This window comes from Streptomyces sp. NPDC045678, from assembly GCF_056432085.1.
In genome coordinates, this window is sequence record NZ_JBWKJS010000005.1 from 62,781 (window position 1) to 81,873 (window position 19,093).

Here is a 19,093-nt window from a genome sequence, read left to right on the forward strand (position 1 = left end):
GGCTTTGGAGGCGCCGCACACCGCAGTGCACGTATTGGCATCGGCAGCCATATGCCGAGAACGATGGAGGACACCATGTCACCCCGGCTCGACGAATCGCATACTGACCAGGCGACGTCGACACTCCCGCCGCACCGCTCCGCCCCCGAGATCCCGGCCCCCGCCAACGAGTCCGTCCCGACTCAGGGTGCCCACGAAATCGCCGAGGACACCTACGACGGCCTCGACGGTCTCCCCGAGATCCCGCCGTACGACGAGGTGGCGCCGCTGGACGCGAGGGCCCTGTCCAAGACCCTCTTCGAGCGCCTGGAATCCCTCGAAGAAGGCACGCACGAATACGCGTACGTCCGCAACACCCTGGTCGAACTGAACCTCGCCCTGGTGAAGTTCGCCGCCTCCCGGTTCCGCTCCCGCAGCGAGCCCATGGAGGACATCATCCAGGTCGGCACGATCGGCCTCATCAAGGCGATCGACCGCTTCGAACTCAGCCGCGGCGTCGAGTTCCCCACCTTCGCCATGCCGACGATCGTCGGCGAGATCAAGCGCTTCTTCCGCGACACCAGCTGGTCGGTGCGCGTCCCGCGCCGTCTCCAGGAACTCCGACTGGACCTCGCCAAGGCGGGCGACGAACTCGCCCAGCAGTTCGATCGCGCCCCCACGGTGGGCGAGCTCGCCGAGCGCCTGGGCATCTCCAACGAGGAGGTCGTCGAGGGCATGGCGGCGTCCAACGCCTACACGGCGAGCTCCCTGGACGCGCAGCCCGAGGAGGACGACTCCGAAGGCGCGCTCGCGGACCGCATCGGGTACGAGGACCACGGCCTGGAGGGCATCGAGTACGTCGAGTCCCTCAAGCCCCTCATCGCCGAACTCCCCCCGCGCGACCGCAAGATCCTCTCCCTCCGTTTCGTCGCGAACATGACGCAGTCGGAGATCGGCGAGGAGCTCGGCATCTCGCAGATGCACGTTTCGCGACTGTTGTCGCGGACTCTCGTCAAGCTCCGCAAGGGACTTACGGTCGAGGAGTGAGGTGGCGCCGCGCTGTGCGTCAGCGCGCGAACGCCGCTGTAGGGCCCGCCCCTTGAAGGGGCGGGCCCTACTGACGTCCCGTCACCCGCTGCCGGCGAGTGCGGCGTCGATCGCGGCTTCGGCGTGGAGACGGGTGGTCGGAAACACGGGTACGGGGCTGTGCTCCTGCCCGATGAGCAGCTCGATCTCGGTGCACCCGAGGATGACGCCCTGCGTGCCTCTGTCGACCAGGCTCCGGATGACCTCCTGGTACGCGGCACGGGACTCCTCGCGTACGACGCCGAGGCACAGCTCTTTGTAGATGACGCGGTGGACGAGGGCCCGCCCGGCGTCGTCCGGCACGATCACGTCAAGGCCGTGCTGCGCCAGCCGCTCACGGTAGAAGTCCTGCTCCATGGTGAACGCGGTCCCGAGCAGCCCGACGCGGGTGATGCCCGCTCGGCGTACGGCTTCGGCGGTGGCGTCCCCGAGGTGCAGCAGCGGCACGGAGATCGCGGCCTGCACCTGGTCGGCGACCTTGTGCATGGTGTTGGTGCAGAGGAGAACGAGCTCGGCACCGGCGGCCTCGACGCCCTTGGCGGCGGCACCGAGAACCTCGCCGGCCCGCGCCCACTCCCCCTGTACTTGGAGCTGCTCGATCTCGGCGAAGTCGACGGAGTACAGCACGCACCGCGCCGAGTGCAGCCCGCCGAGCCGGTCCCGTACGAGTTCGTTGAGCAATCGGTAGTACTCGGCGCTGGACTCCCAGCTCATGCCGCCGATGAGGCCGATGGTCTTCATGGGGCCAGTGGTCTTCATGGGGCCAGGATGCCGGACGGCTCCGCATGGCGGAGGGCCCCGAGATGGGCGAGATAGGGGCGGGTGAGGGGGACGCCGGTGACGTCGACGGTGCGGTCTTCGGTGACTTCGCGGGCGTACGGGCTGCGGGGCCGGAGGTCGCGGGCCCCGGGGCGGGCCTGCGGCCGGCACTCACACTCCCCCTCCCCCTCCTCCTCCCCCTCCCTCGGCGCGCGGCGCGTACCCGTGCCGGGCAGGAGTCGACTCAAGAGGCGGCGCAGCACGTGCCTACCCCTCCCCCAGTTCGCACCAGACGGTCTTGCTGTCGGGCCCCTGCTCCACGCCCCACCGCAGCGAGCCGGCGTCGAGCAGGGCGAGCCCTCTTCCCGTCTCGTCGTCGCGGCCCGCGCTGCGGAGGAGCGGCCAGGCGCGGGGGTCCGGGTCGGTGACGGCCACGCGGATGCGGTCGCGGGAGGTGGTGAGGCGGACGGTGACGGGTGTCCCCTCGCCGAGGTGCCGGATCACGTTGCTGAGCAGCTCGCTGACGCAGAGTTGTACGTCGGGGTGGGGGCTGCCGTGGGGGTGCTCACTCAGGGTGCGACGGATCTCGGGGACGGCCTTTGGGACGGCCAGCAGGGAGAGTTCGAAGGGGGGCGGGGATGTGGGGGCCGGGGCGGGGGGGTGGCTCTTGCATGGGGGAACGCCTTCCGTGCACTCTGTGATGGTTCGGTCACACAGTGGCGTCGCGCGGCGTAACGTGACAGGGGTTTGGGTTCCACAGTGCGAAGTGTGGAAGGCGGTCAACTGTGGCGGTACGCAAGGACATCGACGGCTCGGCGAGCGTGCCCGCCTTCTACGGCAAGGAGCTGCGCTGGAAACGGGAAGCGGCGGGCCGCACGCTCCAGGAGACGGTGGAGGGCAGCTACTTCGGCGCTACGTATCTGAGCGAGATCGAGCGCGGGCAGCGTCGGATGCCGGTTGAACTGGCCCGCCACGTAGACCAGTTCCTGCGGACGGACGGCTTCTTCGAACGCCGCTGCGCGGACGTGCACAAAGCCCGCAGGAGCAAGCACGCCGAGTACTTCGCCCACGTCGCCGAGATGGAAGCACGCGCCAAGGAGATCGAGGAGTAGAACCCCACTCTGATCCCTGGTCCCCTTCAGCTGGAGCCTTACATCCGTGCCGTCGTTCACGCCGCCCACCCTCGCGAGACCGAAGAGGCGACCAAGGCCAAGGTCGAGGCCCGGCGCGAGCGGGCGTGGGTCTTCGAAGACGCGAAGGGACCCGAGTGCTGGCTCGTGCTGCACGAGTCGGTTCTGCGACAACCGATCATCACGGGAGACGCGATGGCGGAACAGCTGGCTCACATCGTCACCGTCGCCGAACGGCGCCGGTTGATTCCACAGATCCTTCCGTGGAACTCCGGAGCGCACCCGTTCATGATGGGTACGACCTGGCTCATGACGTTCAGCGACGAGCCACCGGTCATGTATACCGAGGGCATGTACAGCGGGCAGATCATCGACGAGCCCGAACTCGTGCACCAGTACACCAGCGCGTACGGCCGCCTGAAAGCCGCAGCCTTGCCGCCCGAGCAATCCCTGAAGATGATCGCGAAAGCAGCGGAGGACTACGCAAATGGCAAGCACCCCGATTGACTTCGGCGCCCTCCACTGGCGCAAGAGCAGCTACAGCAACGGATCCGGCGGCCTCTGTCTGGAGGATGACCCCGCCACGGTTCTATGCGACAACGTGACTGAACTGCTGGGCGCCTTGCAGTCCGGGCATGACTGTCCGTAGCTTTCTGGCTACAAGAACCGGAGGCGCTCAGTGAATGAACTGCGGATGATTGCCGGTGGCTCGTGCAGGAGTGACGACGACAAGTGCGGGAACGGTGACTGCCCGACCGTGTACGAGACGTTGGACCCCGCAATGCTGGCGATCCAGGGATACGACATGGCTCACCCGACGCCCGAGGGTGAATCGGTCGTACTGATCCCGGAAGACATCCTGAAGGAGGCGGCTCGTGCCCGTGGATGGCTCTAGCCCCGTACTGCTGGACGGCGACGCGTGGCAAGCATACTTCCGCGACTTCAAGCGTTCCGCCTTCCGGCTCGAAGTGCATCAGACGTACACCATGCCCGCCGAGGCCTCGACGGTCCGCGCATTTCTTGCCGGGGCCGAAAGGCCCGAGGCCTTCAACACGTCGTGGCACCGCACTATCAGAGATCACGCGTCGGCCGGTCGGACGATGACACGCGCAAAGATCGTGCATCGGCCGCTCACGCCGTACAGCAGGTATCTGTTCGAGTGGTGCATCCCTGGAAACGTCGCCGCTGGGGAGGACTACCGGATAGTCGACGTGACGGACCGACCGAATCCTGGACTTCCCGAGCAGGACTTCTGGATGTTCGACGAAACGACCGTCGTACACCTCAATTACCGTCCCGACGGCACACAGATCAACCGCGAACTCGTCCAGAACCCCGACATGGGCAAGTACCTCGCCTGGCGCGACCTCGCCCTGGAAAGCGCCATACCGTTCAGTGCCTATCGAACCTGAGAAACAAGCACGAGAACGGAAGGATCTGGCGGAGACCCTGCGGGGTCTCCGTCTCGCTTCCGGTCTCAGTGGAGAACGTCTGGCACTGCGTTGCAACATGAGCCAGACGAAGATCAGCCGTATCGAAACCGGTCGCGCGTTGCCCACGGTCATCGACGTCGAGCGGATCCTCAAGGCTTTGTCAGTGCCCGACGAGGTCGCAGGCGAACTGATACGACTGGCACGCAGAGCGAATGTTGATTACGCATCTTGGCGCGCATATGCGCGCGTTGGCCTTCACCACAAGCAAGGGGAACTCAAAGCACTTGAGTCGTCCTCGCGAGTGATGCGGCACTTCCTACCTGCCATCCCTACCGGACTTCTACATGTCCGCGAGTACGCCACGGAGACGCTGTCACCATCGGTGGGCAGCGATCCCGCGAGGGATGTCGGCAGAGCCGTACAGGCCCGCATGGATCGGCAGGCCATCCTGGACGACACATCGCGCTCATTCTGGTTCTTGATGACCGAGCAGGCTGTCAAGTGGCGACGGGCGAGCACCGAAACCATGGCGGCACAATGTGCACATATGGCGGAGGTCAACAGGAAACCCAACGTTGAGATCGGAATAGTCCCGCAGGAAGTGCGGGTATCAGGCACCCCGATGAACATCTTCGTCGTATACGACGACCGCCTGGTAACAGTCGAACTCTTCTCCGGAGAGGTCGTGCTGCGCGACCCACGGGACGTATCGCAACACCTGCACCTATTTGAGCTGTTCTGGTCTCACGCCATCACCGGTGACGAGGTTTCCCATTACCTCAATGACGCCGCTGAAGAATTTATGCGATGACGCAACTGAAACTCCACATCGTCCGACGGGGGCGTCACCATGGGTTCGCACAGACCCGACAGATCTCCCAGAAATAGGAAGGTGCGGCAATGTATAGCGAAACCGACCTGTACAGCATCCCGCTCCCCACATCCCTTGTGGCCAACAAGGCTTGCGGTGGCAACACTCACCCGGACGGTGAAGCGTGTGTGACCCTCGCGAAGATCGGCGAGGGCACTTGGGCCGTGGGTGACAGCAAGCGGCCCGGCGCCGAACCACTGCGTTTCACCACGGCTGAGCTGGACGCCGCCGGCATCAACCCGGCGCGGTTCGGGCTCTCCACCTGACCGCTCACGCTCCTCCGGCCGGGCTCCGCTCCCTGCACCGGGCGGCGACCGGCCGGACTCCATATCGCTCTCCGTAATCCGTACTCCCCGAAGGGGACGACAGGTGCACCACCACGGATATTTGTGGACCGGTCCCAAAGAGCGGTACGACGACGAGGCGCTGCGGCGGCCTCCGCCACCACACCAGCCCCCGGACGGAAGCCGCCCCGAACTCGTGCTGCGTCACCGGGAAGTGAAGGCGGAGTTCCCGACCGTGGATCTGCCGCCGCTGGAGACGGCGTACTGGCTGATCAAGCCTGGAAAGCTGGTCCGGGGCACGTGGGAGGGACCGAAGGAAGCTGCGGACTGGCTCGGGACGCAACTGGCCGAGTACGCCGTCCGCTTCGACTCCAAAGGTGGACGAGACCGCGGGCGCCTTGCCATGCTCGTCGCGTCCGCAGCCGAGCGGCTTGGTCAGGGAGGGGACGTGTCCCACGGCTGCTACCTGGAACGCCCCACGTTCCTGTCCTTGGCCCTCGTGTGCTGCTCCCCGAATCGTTCTCTGCCCGCACTCCCGTGCCCTGTGGGCGGGTCCTACGCAAAGGGCAGGCCGCACAACTGACTTCATCTGCGCACACCGGCACCAATGAGAGGAAGCACTCATGAGGGCGGACACGCCTGAAGGCCGCGCGAAGACCTGGGATGAACTGCACCGGGAGGGCATGGGACCGACGCAGGAAGCGTTTCTGGATCTAGTGCGGGAGACCAAGGAAACCAAGCACTATTGCCCCGACGTGATCTGGGGAAGTCTTCAGACCCCCGAGTACGTGCGAGCCATGCTCACTCTTGTCGTCGACTTCCTCGAGACGCCGCGGGACATCGAGGCAGGTGTCAAAGCACGGACGGCGCGCGCGGAGCTTTTCGGCAAGGACGGGCGGACGTACAAGACCCTGCTGGGCGAGCAGGCACTCCGCTGCAACATCGGTGGCAGCGACGTCATGCGCGGACAACTCAGCCGCGTCCTCGAGTCGTTCGCACTCCCCGGCGTAACACTCGGGATCGTCCCGAGCCGCGCCCGGCTCCACGTGTTCCCGGGCAACAGCTTCGGAATCTTCGACGGGAAGCGCGTCGAGGTCGAGCTGTTCGGAGAGGCCCCGACACTCACCGACGAGACCCAGGTCCGGCTCTACGAGAAGGCCTTCGGCCTTCTGGAGCGGTCAGCGGTCTACGGCGAGGACGCGAAGGCGCTGGTGCGTGCGGAACTGGCGGCGTTGGGCTCGTAAGCCTGACTTCCGGTGAAAGAAGCGGGTCACATCGCAAGGAGGACCTATGGGCAAGCGCAAGGGCGAGCCGAGCGACAAGCCGTGGACGCCGCCTCCGGAGCCGCCGAGCCCCGATGGCAGCGGCCCGAGTAAGCGGGTGGAATGAACTACCGGGCAATCGCTCGCCGGGAACTCGACGTCATGGGGGCGTTCCGGTCCCCATGGCTTCGGGCGGCCTTCGACGCTGTGGACCGCGAGGCCTTCGTTCCCGACGCGTTCTGGGGGTACGGCACGGACGACCGCGGCCGGCACGAGGTGATCGACAGGACGGTCGACGAAGACGCGTGGCGCAGGGCCGTGTGGAACACCCATCGCTCACTCATCACCCAGATGAACGACGGGGACACGGCAGAACTGGGCCCTGTCTCAGGGGACTTCAGCTCTTCCATCTCGGCGCTGGACATCGTCTTCGAGAAGCTGAACCAACTCGCGGTCGCACCCGGCCACAGGGTTCTGCACATCGGCACCGCGTCGGGTTACGACTCCGCGCTGCTCAGCGAAGGCGTGGGAATCGGTACGGGGCATGTGACGACGGTCGAGTTCGATCCGGTGCTGGCCGCGGGCGGCGCAAGGAACCTTCGAGGGGCCGGGTACACGCCGACAACGGTTTGCGGCGACGGCCTGGAGGGGTGGGCGGCGAACGCGCCCTACGACCGCATCATCTCGACGGCAGCCGTACAAAGCATCCCTCTTCAGTGGCGCGAGCAGTGCAACGACGGGGGGATCATCCTGACGCCTTTCAATACCCGCTACGCCCGTGGGGGCCTCCTGAGGCTGCGGATGCGGGGACGGGCCGCGTCAGGCCGGTTCGTCGGTGGTGCCTGCTACATGTGGGTACGCAGCCATCGCCCCGAGCATCGGCTGTCCCCTCCTCCCGACAGCCGGAAGAAGGCCTCGCCCATCGACCCCGCGGAGGTCCTGGAGCGGGGCTGGGCCCAGGACTTCACGCTGGGCCTGTACCTGCCGGACGTATCCCTCTGCCATCGCGGGGAGGGCGAGGACAAGCAGGTACAGCTCTGGGACGAGGCGGGGACGTCGGTCGCGATCGTCGACCACGACGAGTGGTGGCGGGCGGACGCGGTGACCGTTTACGGAGACCGCGACCTCTGGAGCGAGCTTGTCGATGCGTACAGCGCTTGGCGGCTCGCGGGACAGCCGCACTACACACGCTTCGGGGTCACCTGCGACGAGGAAGGCGAGCACTTCTGGATGGACCGTCCGACAGGCGCAATAACAGCCGCAGCGACGAATCCCCTTGTGGCAAGATCGCCGAATGCTACGACTAACTGACTTCATCATCGACTGCCCGGACGCGATGAAGCTGGCAGCCTTCTACTCCGAGGTGACGGGAGTCCCGGTCAAGGAGGACAGCACCGAGCACTGGGCCGGTATCCAGCTCGGCAACGTCGAGCTGGCCTTCACCCCGGTGGAGGACTACCGCGCCCCGCAGTGGCCCGGCAGCGAGCACCCCAAGCACTTCCACCTGGACTTCGAGGTCGACGACATCGAGGCCGAACAGAGCCGCGTCCTCGCCCTCGGCGCGACCCTGAAGCAGGACATGGTCGGCCCCAACGGCTACGGCTTCCGCGTCTACACCGACCCCGTCGGCCATCCCTTCTGCCTCTGCCGCAACAAGGGCGTCATCTGGACTGACCAGGGCCCCATCTGGCCCCGGCACGACTAGCAAGCTGTCTTCCCGGCGGTGCGGTGCGGGCGTCAGCCCGGTACGTCCATGCGCTGCGTGCCGATCACCGACAGGAGTCGCATCGCCTCCTCCGATCCCGGCGCCGCCGTGTAGATGAAGACCCGTTGGTCGCGGTCCGTGATGTCCAGGACGTCGCAGTGGACGGCCACGAAGCCGACCGTGGGGTGCTGGAAGGTCTTGCAGAGGGTGGGGCGGGTCGCCACCTCGTGGGCCGACCAGTGGGCGGCGAACTCGGCGCTGCCCGCGCGGAGTTCGGTGATGAGGGTCTGGACTTCACGGTCGTCGGGATAGCGCGCCGCCGTCGCCCGGAGGTGTTGCGCCATCGTCCGGGCGAACTCGTCCGTGTCCGAGACCCCGTACAGCGGGCGGTCGTCCTCGTGCGGGCCCAGGAACGTGCGGCGGGCCAGGTTCCGGTCGGGGCGGGACAGGAGGGAGAAGTCCTCCATCAGCGCTGCCGCCAGGTTGTTCCAGGCTATGACCTCGTACGTCGCCGACATCACGACCGCGGCCGCCTCCGGGAGTCTGTCCAGGAGTTGGGTGATGCTCGGCCTCACCTCCCTCGATGGGCCCGAGGGCGGGGCCGGTGGGACACCTGCCAGGTGGTGGAGGTGGTCGCGTTCCGGGTCCGTCAGGCGGAGGGCCCTGGAGAGTTGGGCGAGGACCTCTCGGGACGGGTGCGGGGCGCGGGCCTGTTCCAGACGCGTGTAGTACTCCGTCGAGATGTACGCCAGCTGCGCCACCTCCTCGCGGCGCAGGCCCGGCGTGCGGCGGCGCGGGCCCGCGGGCAGGCCCACGTCGGCGGGCGTGATGCGTTCGCGCCGGCTGCGCAGGAAGTCCGCCAGGTCCCGTTCCCGTGCACGTTCCCGTTCTTGTCGGTTCACCGGTCCAGTGTGCCGGGCGTCGTCGCAGCTCAGCCAGGTACTGGTGGGGCCTGGATGGGGGGCGCGGGGCGGCTCAGGCTCCTCGGTATGAATGACATGACGAATTCCAGTGGTGCTGGTCTGCTCTGCGGCAAAGTCGCCCTCGTCACCGGTGCCGGTCGCGGCATCGGTGCCGCCGCCGCCCGGCTCTTTGCCCGGGAAGGGGCCCGGGTGGTTCTCGCCTCGCGTACCGAGGCGCAGTTGAAAGGTGTGGTCGAGGAGATTCGGGGCGGTGGTGGTGTCGCCGAGTACGTCGTGTGTGATCTTGCCGATGGCGTCAGTGTCCGGCGTGCGGTTGAACGGGCCGTCGAGCTGTACGGGCGGCTCGATGTCGCCTTCAACAATGGGGCGACCGGGCAGCCGCCCGGGCCCATGGACGAGTTGTCCGAGGACGACTTCGACCGTGTTTGTGGCGTGAACCTCAAGGGGCCGTGGCTCGCCATGAACGCGGAGATCGCCGCCATCCGCGCCACGGCGGAGCGCGGCGCCATCGTCAACACGTCCAGTGTCGGGAGCCTCATGGCCAACCCCGCCCTGCCCGTGTACGGGGCGACGAAGCGGGCGCTCAACAGCCTCACCGCGTCCGCCGGCGTCACGTACGGGCCCGAGAACATCCGTGTCAACGCCGTCGCGCCCGGCACCACGCTCACCGAGATGCTCCGCGAGTGGGACGACACGTCGCCCGGCACCATCGACCACCTGAACTCCCAGACTCCGCTGGGGCGTGCCGCCGATCCGGAGGAGATCGCTCAGGCCGCCGCGTGGCTGCTGAGCGACCGGGCCTCGTACGTCACCGGCACGGTGCTGCGGGTCGATGGGGGGATGTGGGCGGCCTGAGGCCTCAGCTCTGAGAGCTGATCACGGGCCGCCTCCCCTTCAGGCCACCCGCGCGCCCCGGCGCCACACCTCGCTGACCAGCGGGACGCCCGGGCGGTACGCCAGGTGGACGTGGCTCGGGGCGTTCAGGAGGGCGAAATCCGCTCGGGCCCCTACCGCCACCCGGCCCACGTCGTTCCTGCGCAGGGCCGCCGCGCCGCCCGCCGTCGCCGACCAGATCGCCTCGTCCGGGGTCATGCCCATGTCCCTTACGGCCAGGGCGATGCAGAACGGCACCGAGGACGTGAAGGACGAGCCCGGGTTGCAGTCCGTGGAGAGGGCCACGGTCGCGCCCGCGTCCAGGAGGCGGCGGGCGTCGGGCCACTCGGCCCGGGTGGAGAACTCGGCGCCGGGGAGAAGGGTTGCCACGGTGTTGCCCTGGGCGAGCGCGTCGACGTCGTCGTCCGTCAGGTGCGTGCAGTGGTCCGCCGATGCCGCGTCCAGTTCCACCGCCAGCTGCACTCCGGGGCCGTACGACAGCTGGTTCGCGTGGATGCGCGGGTGCAGGCCCTTCGCCCTGCCGGCCGTCAGGATCGCGCGGGCCTGGTCGCCGTCGAACGCGCCCTTCTCGCAGAAGACGTCGATCCAGCGGGCGTGGGGGGCGCAGGCCTCCAGCATCTCCCCCGTCACCAGGTCCACGTACGCCGCCGGGTCCTCCGCGTAGTCCGGGGAGACGATGTGCGCGCCGAGGAACGTCACCTCGTCGGTGTGGCGGGCGGCGATGCGGAGGGCGCGGGACTCGTCCTCCGTGTTCAGGCCGTAGCCCGACTTCGTCTCGAACGTGGTCGTGCCCTGGCGGAGTGCCTCGTCGAGGTAGTGGGTGAGGTTCGCTTCGAGCGTCGCGTCCGTGGCGGCTCGGGTCGCCGCGACCGTCGTACGGATGCCGCCCGCCTCGTACGCGCGGCCCGACATGCGGGCGTTGAACTCCTGGGTGCGGTCGCCGGCGAAGACGAGGTGGGAGTGGGAGTCCACGAAGCCGGGGATCGCGGCGCGGCCCGCGGCGTCGTACGTCTCGTCTGCCGACGGGGCCTTGGCTGCCGGGCCCACCCAGGCGATGGTCTCGCCGTCGAGGACTACGGCCGCGTCGGTCATGAGGCCCAGGGGGCTTCCGTCGCCCTGCGCCGGGTCGTTCGTGACGAGGCTTGCGATGTTGGTGATCAGGGTGGTGCGGGGCATGGGGCGTCTCCCGGGGTGGGTGGGGGCTGGGGTTCAAGCGGGATCACTTCCCCGATCCCGCCCCTTCCCGAAACCGGGGCTCCGCCCCGGACCCCGCTCCTCAAACGCCGGAGGGGCTGAAATCCGGAAATCCGCGGGATCGGGGAACGCGTCAATCTCTCAGCGCCGCGATCGCCTCCGTCAATGCCCCCGGTACGTCCTGCACCAGCGCATGTTCCCCGTCGCGTACGACATGCGCGCCGCCCACCACCGTATGGCGGACGTCCGCCGCCGTCGCCGCGAAGACCGCCGTCTCCGCCGCCAGGCGTGGGAGGGGGCCCGCCGTGCGGACCGAGTCCAGGGCGATCGTCGTGAGGTCGGCGAGCGCGCCCCGCTCCAGCGTGCCCGCGTCGGGCCAGCCCAGCGCCGCGTGGCCGTCCGCCGTTGCCGCGCGGAGCAGCGCCGCCGCCGTCCAGTGGCCGCGCGTGTGGGAGCGGAGGCGTTCGTTCAGCTCCATGGCGCGGGCCTCCTCCAGGATGTCGATCACCGCGTGGCTGTCGCTGCCCAGGGAGAGGGGGCTGCCCGCCCGCTGGAGGCGGAGCGCCGGGCCGATGCCGTCCGCCAGGTCGCGTTCCGTCGTCGGGCACATGCAGGTGCCGGACGACGAGCCGCCGAGCAGGGCGATGTCCTCGTCGGTGAGGTGGGTGTTGTGGATGCCCGTCGTGCGTGGGCCCAGGACCCCGTGGTCCGCGAGGAGTTGCGTGGGCGTGCAGCCGTGTGTCGACATGCACGCGTCGTTCTCCGCCGTCTGCTCGGAGAGGTGGACGTGGAGGGGGGCCGTGCGGGCGGACGACCACTCCGCCACCGTGGCCAGCTGCCGTGCCGGTACCGCCCGCACGGAGTGGATCGCCGCACCGACCCTGGCGTGCGGGCGGTCCTTGAGGAGCGACGCCCGCTCCGCCCACGCCTGGGTCGTACCGTCGGAGAAGCGCAGCTGGTGGCGGTCGGGGGCCTTGCCCCGGTCCGCGTCGAGGAGGCCCGACGCCACGTACGCCGTGTCGAGGAGGGTGATGCGGATGCCCGCGTCCGCCGCCGCCTGGATCAGTGCCTCGCCCATCGCGTTCGGATCTGCGTACGGGGTGCCGCCCGGCGCGTGGTGGAGGTAGTGGAACTCGCCGACCGTCGTGATGCCGGCCAGCGCCATCTCCGCGTACACGGCCCGCGCCAGCGCGTGGTACGTCTCGGGGGTGAGGCGGTCCGCCACCGAGTACATGACCTCGCGCCACGTCCAGAACGTGCCGGAGCCGACCTGGACCGTGCCGCGCAGGGCACGGTGGAAGGCGTGCGAGTGGGCGTTCGCGAGGCCCGGGAGCGTCAGGCCGCGCAGGACCGTCGCGCCGGGCGGAGGCGCGTCGACGCCTTTGCGGACGGCCGTGATCCGGTCGCCCGCCACGTCGACCGCGACGCCCGGCTCGACGTTCGTGTCGAGCCAGGCCTGCTCCAGCCAGTAGGTCTCCGTCGTCACCTGCACGCCAGCCCTTCCAGTACGTCGGCCAGTGCGGTCACCCCGGCCAGGCAGTCGTCCTCGGCGGCGAACTCGGCCGGGGAGTGCGAGACACCCGTGGGGTTCCGTACGAACAGCATGGCGGTGGGGATCGAGCCGGACAGAATACCCGCGTCGTGTCCCGCCCCCGTGCCGAGGACCGGGAGCGGGCGCTCCGCGCGTGCGCCGAGGATCGAGCCCAGCTCGTCGCGGAGCGCGTCCTCGAACTCGACCACCGGTGTGAACGATTCGCGGGCGACTTCGAGGTCGATGCCGTTCCGCTCCGCGTACTCGCGGGCCGCCTTCTCGATGCCGGTGACGACCGTGTCGAGCGTCGACTGGTCGGCCGCGCGCGAGTCCAGCCAGCCGCGGACGAGCGACGGGATCGCGTTGACGCCGTTCGGCTCGACCGAGATCTTGCCGAACGTGGCGACCGCGCCTGCGAGTTCGGCCTCTCGGCGCGCCGCCAGGACCGTCTCCGCGTACGAGAGCATCGGGTCCCTGCGGTCCACGAGGCGCGTGGTGCCCGCGTGGTTGGCCTCGCCCCGGAAGTCGAAGCGCCAGCGGCCGTGCGGCCAGATGGCGGACGCGATGCCGACCGGGTCGCCGGACAGGTCCAGGGCGCGGCCCTGTTCCACGTGCAGTTCCACGAACGCGCCGATGCGGGCGAGGCGTTCGGGGTCCGGGCCGATGCCGTACGGGTCGTAGCCCGCCGCCTCCATGGCCCTCGGCAGCGTCACGCCGTCGCCGTCCGTGAGCCTGTGCGCGGCCTCGACGGTGAGCTGTCCGGCGGTGAGCCGGGAGCCCACGCAGGCCAGGCCGAAGCGGGCGCCCTCCTCGTCGCCGAAGTTGACGATCGCGAGGGGGCGGGTGAACTCCGCCTTGCGTGCGCGGAGTTCGTCCAGCGCCGCGAACGAGGACACCACGCCCAGCGGGCCGTCGAACGCGCCGCCGTCCGGGACCGAGTCCAGGTGGGAGCCCGTGACGACGGCGTCACCGGCCGCGGGGTCGCCGAGCCAGGCCCACTGGTTGCCGTTGCGGTCCAGCTCGTAGGTCAGTCCGCGGGTGTCCGCCTGCGCCTTGAACCAGGCGCGGCAGTCCGCGTCGGCGCCGGTCCAGGCGTAGCGGCGGTAGCCGCGGCTGCGGGCGTCGCGACCGATGGGCAGCAGCTCCGCCCACATGCTGTGGAACGTGGAGGTCACGCGTCGCCGTCCTCGCGCATGGGAACCCGCACGCCCCGCTCGTCCGCCACGGTCTCCGCGATGTCGTACCCCGCGTCCACGTGCCGGATCACGCCCATCCCCGGGTCGTTGGTGAGGACCCGGCGGATCTTCTCGCCGGCGAGCTTCGTGCCGTCGGCCACCGAGACCTGGCCCGCGTGGATGGAGCGGCCCATGCCGACGCCGCCGCCGTGGTGGATGGAGACCCAGGACGCGCCCGAGGCGACGTTCACCATCGCGTTCAGGAGCGGCCAGTCGGCGATCGCGTCGGAGCCGTCGAGCATGGCCTCCGTCTCGCGGTACGGCGACGCGACGGAGCCGCAGTCCAGGTGGTCGCGGCCGATCGCGAGGGGTGCGGCGAGCGTGCCGTTGCCGACCATGTCGTTGAACATGTCGCCCGCCTTGTCGCGCTCGCCCTGACCGAGCCAGCAGATGCGGGCGGGGAGGCCCTGGAAGTGGACGCGCTCGCCCGCCATCCTGATCCAGCGGTGGAGGGATTCGTTCTCCGGGAAGAGGTCGAGGAGCGCCTTGTCCGTCTTGTGGATGTCGGACGCCTCGCCGGAGAGCGCCGCCCAGCGGAACGGGCCCTTGCCCTCGCAGAAGAGGGGGCGGATGTAGGCGGGGACGAAGCCGGGGAACGCGAACGCGCGGTCGTATCCGGCGAGTTGGGCCTCGCCGCGGATCGAGTTGCCGTAGTCGAAGACCTCGGCGCCCGCGTCCATGAAGCCGACCATCGCCTCGACGTGCTTCGCCATCGACTCGCGGGCGCGGGTGGTGAAGCCTGCCGGGTCCTTCGTCGCGTACGCCGCCATGTCCTCGAAGGCGACGCCCGTCGGCAGGTACGACAGCGGGTCGTGGGCGGAGGTCTGGTCCGTCACGATGTCGATGGGCGCGCCCTCGGCGAGCATGCGCGGGAGCAGGTCGGCGGCGTTGCCGAGGAGGCCGATGGAGAGCGGACGGCGGGCGTCGCGGGCCTCCGTGGCCAGCTGGAGCGCGTGCTCCAGGGAGTCCGCCCGCACGTCCAGGTACTTGTGCTCGATGCGGCGCTCGATGGCGCGCGGGTCGCAGTCGACGCAGATCGCGACGCCGTCGTTCATCGTGACGGCGAGGGGCTGGGCGCCGCCCATGCCGCCGAGGCCGGCGGTGAGGGTGATCGTTCCTGCGAGCGTGCCGTTGAACCGCTTGGCGGCGACCGCGGCGAACGTCTCGTACGTGCCCTGAAGGATGCCCTGCGTGCCGATGTAGATCCAGGAGCCCGCGGTCATCTGGCCGTACATGGTGAGGCCGAGCTGCTCCAGGCGGCGGAACTCCTCCCAGTTCGCCCAGTCGCCGACCAGGTTGGAGTTGGCGATGAGGACGCGCGGCGCCCACTCGTGGGTCTGCATGACGCCGACGGGGCGGCCGGACTGGACGAGCATCGTCTCGTCCTGCTTGAGGGTCTTGAGGGTGCGGACCATCGCGCCGAAGGAGCGCCAGTCGCGGGCCGCCTTGCCCGTGCCGCCGTAGACGACGAGCTTGTCGGGGTGCTCGGCGACCTCGGGGTCGAGGTTGTTCTGCAGCATGCGGAGGGCGGCTTCCTGCTGCCATCCCAGGGCGCTCAGTTCCGTACCGCGCGGTGCCCGTACGGGGCGGGGTCCTGACATGGCGATGCCTCCTCGAAGCTGTGACCTCGTTGCTGTGACCTTGTTATTCACATCCTGGGGGCCTGAATAGAGCTAGTCAATAGCGAACGAATGCGCGAGTACGGCAGCGGCGTCCGGTCGTGAGTGATTGGCTGAATCACATGGGCCACGACGAGGACAACGACCAGACCACGGTTCTCCGCACGGACGCGACACCCGGAACCACCCCAGCCCCCACCTCCGGCGCCACCCCGGGCAGCGACGCCGCCGCCCGCCGCGACCGCGCCGTCCGTGCCGCCGTCGAGCAGGGCGTCGTCGGCCCCGACACCCCCGTCGCGGGCCTCCTCGACGTCACCGGCATCCGCGCGAGCGCCGCCGCCCTGCACGCCGCCTTCGAGGCCGTCACCCCGCCCGGCACCCCCGTCCTGCACGCCTTCGCGGTGAAGGCGACCCCGCTCGTCCCGGTCCTGCGGCTGCTGCGCGCGGCGGGGATCGGCGCCGAGGTGGCGAGCCCCGGCGAGCTGGCCCTGGCGCGGGCCGCCGGGATGCCGCCCACCGCGACCGTCCTCGACTCGCCCGCCAAGACCCCCGCCGAACTCCGCGAGGCCCTCGCGCTCGGCATCGCCGTGAACGCGGACAACCCGCAGGAACTGGCCCGCATGGACGCCATGACCCGGTCGGCGCTGACCGGCTCCCCCCTCGGCATCCGCGTCAACCCGCAGATCGGCGGCGGCGCGATCGGCGCCCTCTCGACGGCGACGGCCACGTCGAAGTTCGGGGTGCCGCTGCGCGACGAGGACGCCAGGGAGTGGGTGGTCCGGGCGTTCCTCGACCGGCCGTGGCTGACCCGCCTGCACGCGCACTCCGGGTCGCAGGGCATGCCCCTGGAGATGATGGTGCGGGGCGTGGCGGCCACGTACGAACTGGCCGAGGAGATCAACGAACGCGCAGGGCGGCAGCAGGTCGACACCGTCGACATCGGCGGCGGCCTGCCGGTCAACTTCGGCTCGGACGACGAGACGCCGACCCACGCGCAGTACGCGCGCCGCCTCAAGTCCCGGGTGCCGGGGCTGCTCGACGGCCGGTACGGCATCGTCACCGAGTTCGGCCGCTCGCTGCTCGCCAAGCACGGCACCGTGCTCGCCCGCGTCGAGTACGCGAAACGGGCGGGCGGCCGGCCCATCGCCGTGACGCACGCGGGCGTGCAGGTGGCGACGAGGACCGTGTACGCGCCCGCGTCGTGGCCGCTGCGCATCGCCGCGTTCGACGCGAAGGGGCTGCCCAAGAGCGGTCCCGCCGTCGGCCAGGACGTCGCGGGCCCCGCCTGCTTCGCGGGTGACCTGCTCGCCGAGAACCGCCCGCTGCCACTGCTCGAACCGGGTGACTACGTGGCCGCGCTGGACACCGGCGCCTACTACTTCGCCCAGCACTACTCGTACAACAGCCTCGCCAGGCCGGGTGTCCACGGCTTCGCCGCGGACGCCGAGCACGTGCGCTTCGCCGTGGTGCGCGAACCGCAGACGCTGGACGAGATCGTGGCGGAGGCGGGCGGCGGAACGGAACGGGACGCGCTGCGGAACCTGTGAAACCCCGCCGGAGGCCCACGGACCCACACCCGACCCTCTGGCCTTCCTCAACTTCCGCATAGTGACCTGCGTCACGGGCAAAACCTCCTCGACCCGCACTCGGTCTCGGGGGAGGCACCTGTGACGACATCCGACACGTCCACCACCACCGCACCACCGCCCGCCGAAGAGGGCGCGCTGCACCGCGCCATCGGCCCCAGGCTGCTGATCCTCTTCGTGGTCGGCGACATCCTCGGCACCGGCATCTACGCCACCACCGGCAAGGTCGCGGGGAAGGTCGGCGGCGCGCTCTGGCTGCCGTTCGCCATCGGCTTCGTCGTGGCCATCCTGACCGCGGCGTCGTACGTCGAACTCGTCGGCAAGTACCCGAAGGCGGCCGGTGCCGCGCTCTACACGCAGAAGGCGTTCAAGGCACCGTTCCTCACCTTCATCATCGCCTTCATGGTGATGTGCTCCGGGCTCTCCTCCGCGAGCGCCGCCGCCCGCGCCTTCAGCGGCGACTACCTCGCCGAGCTGACCGGCGACGCACTGCCGCCGACCCTGATCGCCATCGCCTTCATCGTGCTGCTCGCGGCGCTCAACATGCGGGGCGTGTCGGAGTCCGTGAAGACGAACGTGGTCCTCACGCTCGTCGAGCTCACCGGCCTCGCGATCATCCTCGCGATCGGGGCGTACGCCGTCCTGAGCGGGGACGGCGAGACCTCGCGCCTCACCGAGTTCGAGTCCGGCGGCACCGGATACGCCCTGATGACCGGGGTGCTGGGCGCCACGGCCCTCGGCTTCTTCGCCTTCGTCGGCTTCGAGGACTCCGTGAACATGGCCGAGGAGACGAAGGATCCGGTGCGCACCTTCCCGCGCGCGATCTTCATCGGCGTCGCGGTGACCGGCACGATCTACGTCCTCGTCGCGCTGGTCTCGTCCCTCCTCGTCGACTCCGAGACCCTGGCGGGGTCGAGCGGTCCGCTGCTCGACGTCGTGAAGGCGGGCGGCGTCGACTTCCCGCACGAACTCTTCGCCCTGATCGCCCTGTTCGCCGTCACCAACTCGGCACTGATCAACATCATGATGGCCTCCCGGCTCTGCTACGGCATGGCCAACGAACGCATCCTGCCGCGCGCGATGGGCCGCGTCCTCGCCGGGCGCCGTACCCCGGTCGTCGGCATCGTCTTCGTCTCGCTCCTCGCCGTCGGGCTGGTCTCCACGGGCGAGATCGAGGGCCTCGGCGACACGACGGCGTTCCTGCTCCTGTGCGTGTTCGCGGTGGTCAACGTGGCGGTCCTGGTCCTGCGCCGCGACCCCGTCGGGCACCGGCACTTCCGCGCGCCGACGGTCTTCCCGGTGCTCGGCGCCGTCACGTCCCTGATCCTCGCGAGCCCCCTCGCGGACCGCCCCGCGGAGGTCTACGTCCGCGCCGGCGTCCTCATCGCGATCGGCGTCGCCCTCTGGGGCGTGAACAAGGTGGTACTCCGCACCCGCGGCGAGGACTGACACCGTCCCGGGGGACGCCTCGATCACGTGACCGGCACATTCGGTCAGCGATGGGCCGACCAGCGCCATGACCGAACGCGTCCCGTCGGGCTCGAACGCATTCCCGCGGAATATGCCCTTTCACCGCGAACTCCGGTTTCCCTGCGTACTTTC

The 19,093-nt window shown here is 69.4% G+C and carries 21 protein-coding genes; 13 read left to right on the top strand and 8 right to left on the bottom strand.

What is annotated here, in order from left to right:
- The first annotated feature begins 63 nt into the window (after positions 1–63).
- Complete coding sequence (locus AC07DO_RS18365) at positions 64–1,026, top strand: RNA polymerase sigma factor SigF (RefSeq protein WP_479060812.1); 963 nt, start codon at positions 64–66, stop codon at positions 1,024–1,026.
- Between the two features lie 81 nt (positions 1,027–1,107).
- On the opposite strand, the gene AC07DO_RS18370 is transcribed toward AC07DO_RS18365, so the two are convergent.
- From AC07DO_RS18370 to AC07DO_RS18380, 3 genes are read right to left on the bottom strand one after another with little or no spacing between them, the layout of a single operon-like run.
- Positions 1,108–1,806 carry an aspartate/glutamate racemase family protein gene (locus AC07DO_RS18370; protein WP_479061580.1) on the bottom strand — a complete coding sequence of 233 codons (699 nt, stop codon included), beginning with the start codon at positions 1,804–1,806 and terminating at the stop codon, positions 1,108–1,110.
- A 14-nt stretch (positions 1,807–1,820) separates the two neighbouring features.
- Positions 1,821–2,087, bottom strand: coding sequence for a hypothetical protein (locus AC07DO_RS18375; RefSeq protein ID WP_479060814.1), 267 nt, complete (start codon positions 2,085–2,087; stop codon positions 1,821–1,823).
- 4 nt (positions 2,088–2,091) lie between these two features.
- Positions 2,092–2,607: an ATP-binding protein gene (locus AC07DO_RS18380; protein ID WP_479060816.1), complete on the bottom strand. Its 516-nt coding sequence runs from the start codon at positions 2,605–2,607 to the stop codon at positions 2,092–2,094.
- Positions 2,608–2,609: 2 nt separating this feature from the next.
- Between AC07DO_RS18380 and AC07DO_RS18385 the strand changes: the two genes are divergently transcribed.
- The 9 genes from AC07DO_RS18385 to AC07DO_RS18425 all read left to right on the top strand — a co-directional run bounded on the left by AC07DO_RS18385 (position 2,610) and on the right by AC07DO_RS18425 (position 8,509).
- Positions 2,610–2,936, top strand: a complete 327-nt coding sequence (locus AC07DO_RS18385) for a helix-turn-helix domain-containing protein (protein WP_479060817.1) — start codon at positions 2,610–2,612, stop codon at positions 2,934–2,936.
- Between the two features lie 12 nt (positions 2,937–2,948).
- Entirely contained in the window at positions 2,949–3,461 is a 513-nt protein-coding gene (locus tag AC07DO_RS18390; protein WP_479061582.1) for a DUF5753 domain-containing protein, read from the top strand.
- Positions 3,462–3,829: 368 nt separating this feature from the next.
- Entirely contained in the window at positions 3,830–4,366 is a 537-nt protein-coding gene (locus AC07DO_RS18395) for a DUF6879 family protein (RefSeq protein WP_479060819.1), read from the top strand.
- Complete coding sequence (locus AC07DO_RS18400; protein WP_479060820.1) at positions 4,350–5,198, top strand: helix-turn-helix domain-containing protein; 849 nt, start codon at positions 4,350–4,352, stop codon at positions 5,196–5,198. Before AC07DO_RS18395 ends, AC07DO_RS18400 begins: the two co-directional genes overlap by 17 nt.
- Positions 5,199–5,287: 89 nt before the next feature.
- On the top strand, positions 5,288–5,524 hold the full coding sequence (locus AC07DO_RS18405; RefSeq protein ID WP_479060821.1) for a DUF397 domain-containing protein: 237 nt from the start codon (positions 5,288–5,290) through the stop codon (positions 5,522–5,524).
- 103 nt (positions 5,525–5,627) lie between these two features.
- Complete coding sequence (locus AC07DO_RS18410; RefSeq protein ID WP_479060822.1) at positions 5,628–6,125, top strand: hypothetical protein; 498 nt, start codon at positions 5,628–5,630, stop codon at positions 6,123–6,125.
- 40 nt (positions 6,126–6,165) lie between these two features.
- Entirely contained in the window at positions 6,166–6,786 is a 621-nt protein-coding gene (locus tag AC07DO_RS18415) for a DUF5753 domain-containing protein (protein WP_479060823.1), read from the top strand.
- A 141-nt stretch (positions 6,787–6,927) separates the two neighbouring features.
- A complete protein-coding gene (locus AC07DO_RS18420) occupies positions 6,928–8,115 on the top strand; it encodes a methyltransferase domain-containing protein (protein ID WP_479060824.1) in 1,188 nt (395 codons plus the stop codon).
- Positions 8,099–8,509, top strand: coding sequence for a VOC family protein (locus tag AC07DO_RS18425; RefSeq protein WP_479060826.1), 411 nt, complete (start codon positions 8,099–8,101; stop codon positions 8,507–8,509). The genes AC07DO_RS18420 and AC07DO_RS18425 overlap by 17 nt, the downstream gene beginning before the upstream one ends.
- A 32-nt stretch (positions 8,510–8,541) precedes the next feature.
- On the opposite strand, the gene AC07DO_RS18430 is transcribed toward AC07DO_RS18425, so the two are convergent.
- Complete coding sequence (locus tag AC07DO_RS18430) at positions 8,542–9,411, bottom strand: helix-turn-helix transcriptional regulator (RefSeq protein ID WP_479060828.1); 870 nt, start codon at positions 9,409–9,411, stop codon at positions 8,542–8,544.
- Positions 9,412–9,498: 87 nt separating this feature from the next.
- Between AC07DO_RS18430 and AC07DO_RS18435 the strand changes: the two genes are divergently transcribed.
- Entirely contained in the window at positions 9,499–10,287 is a 789-nt protein-coding gene (locus AC07DO_RS18435) for an SDR family NAD(P)-dependent oxidoreductase (protein WP_479060830.1), read from the top strand.
- A 39-nt stretch (positions 10,288–10,326) separates the two neighbouring features.
- Here the strand turns inward: AC07DO_RS18435 and hutI are convergent, their stop codons facing one another.
- From hutI to hutU, 4 genes are all read right to left on the bottom strand, one after another.
- The gene (gene hutI / locus AC07DO_RS18440; RefSeq protein ID WP_479060832.1) at positions 10,327–11,502 is read right to left on the bottom strand and encodes an imidazolonepropionase; all 1,176 of its coding nucleotides are present in this window, start codon (positions 11,500–11,502) and stop codon (positions 10,327–10,329) included.
- Between the two features lie 151 nt (positions 11,503–11,653).
- Positions 11,654–13,006: a formimidoylglutamate deiminase gene (locus AC07DO_RS18445; protein WP_479061583.1), complete on the bottom strand. Its 1,353-nt coding sequence runs from the start codon at positions 13,004–13,006 to the stop codon at positions 11,654–11,656.
- A complete protein-coding gene (locus AC07DO_RS18450; RefSeq protein WP_479061585.1) occupies positions 13,003–14,205 on the bottom strand; it encodes an allantoate amidohydrolase in 1,203 nt (400 codons plus the stop codon). Before AC07DO_RS18450 ends, AC07DO_RS18445 begins: the two co-directional genes overlap by 4 nt.
- A 17-nt stretch (positions 14,206–14,222) precedes the next feature.
- A complete protein-coding gene (hutU, locus tag AC07DO_RS18455) occupies positions 14,223–15,887 on the bottom strand; it encodes a urocanate hydratase (RefSeq protein WP_479060833.1) in 1,665 nt (554 codons plus the stop codon).
- A gap of 140 nt (positions 15,888–16,027) precedes the next feature.
- Between hutU and AC07DO_RS18460 the strand changes: the two genes are divergently transcribed.
- Together AC07DO_RS18460 and AC07DO_RS18465 are read left to right on the top strand one after the other, a co-directional pair.
- Positions 16,028–17,452, top strand: a complete 1,425-nt coding sequence (locus AC07DO_RS18460) for a type III PLP-dependent enzyme domain-containing protein (RefSeq protein WP_479060834.1) — start codon at positions 16,028–16,030, stop codon at positions 17,450–17,452.
- Positions 17,453–17,572: 120 nt separating this feature from the next.
- Positions 17,573–18,940 carry an APC family permease gene (locus AC07DO_RS18465; RefSeq protein ID WP_479060835.1) on the top strand — a complete coding sequence of 456 codons (1,368 nt, stop codon included), beginning with the start codon at positions 17,573–17,575 and terminating at the stop codon, positions 18,938–18,940.
- The last annotated feature ends 153 nt before the right edge of the window (positions 18,941–19,093 follow it).

Bases quoted from the DNA above. Each gene is read 5' to 3' on its own strand.
- AC07DO_RS18365 (WP_479060812.1), top strand. From the start codon at position 64: ATGGAGGACACCATGTCACCCCGGCTCGACGAATCGCATACTGACCAG.
- AC07DO_RS18415 (WP_479060823.1), top strand. From the start codon at position 6,166: ATGAGGGCGGACACGCCTGAAGGCCGCGCGAAGACCTGGGATGAACTG.
- AC07DO_RS18425 (WP_479060826.1), top strand. From the start codon at position 8,099: ATGCTACGACTAACTGACTTCATCATCGACTGCCCGGACGCGATGAAG.
- AC07DO_RS18450 (WP_479061585.1), bottom strand. From the start codon at position 14,205: ATGTGGGCGGAGCTGCTGCCCATCGGTCGCGACGCCCGCAGCCGCGGC.
- hutI (WP_479060832.1), bottom strand. From the start codon at position 11,502: ATGCCCCGCACCACCCTGATCACCAACATCGCAAGCCTCGTCACGAAC.
- AC07DO_RS18405 (WP_479060821.1), top strand. From the start codon at position 5,288: ATGTATAGCGAAACCGACCTGTACAGCATCCCGCTCCCCACATCCCTT.
- hutU (WP_479060833.1), bottom strand. From the start codon at position 15,887: ATGTCAGGACCCCGCCCCGTACGGGCACCGCGCGGTACGGAACTGAGC.
- AC07DO_RS18420 (WP_479060824.1), top strand. From the start codon at position 6,928: ATGAACTACCGGGCAATCGCTCGCCGGGAACTCGACGTCATGGGGGCG.
- AC07DO_RS18435 (WP_479060830.1), top strand. From the start codon at position 9,499: ATGAATGACATGACGAATTCCAGTGGTGCTGGTCTGCTCTGCGGCAAA.
- AC07DO_RS18370 (WP_479061580.1), bottom strand. From the start codon at position 1,806: ATGAAGACCATCGGCCTCATCGGCGGCATGAGCTGGGAGTCCAGCGCC.
- AC07DO_RS18460 (WP_479060834.1), top strand. From the start codon at position 16,028: ATGGGCCACGACGAGGACAACGACCAGACCACGGTTCTCCGCACGGAC.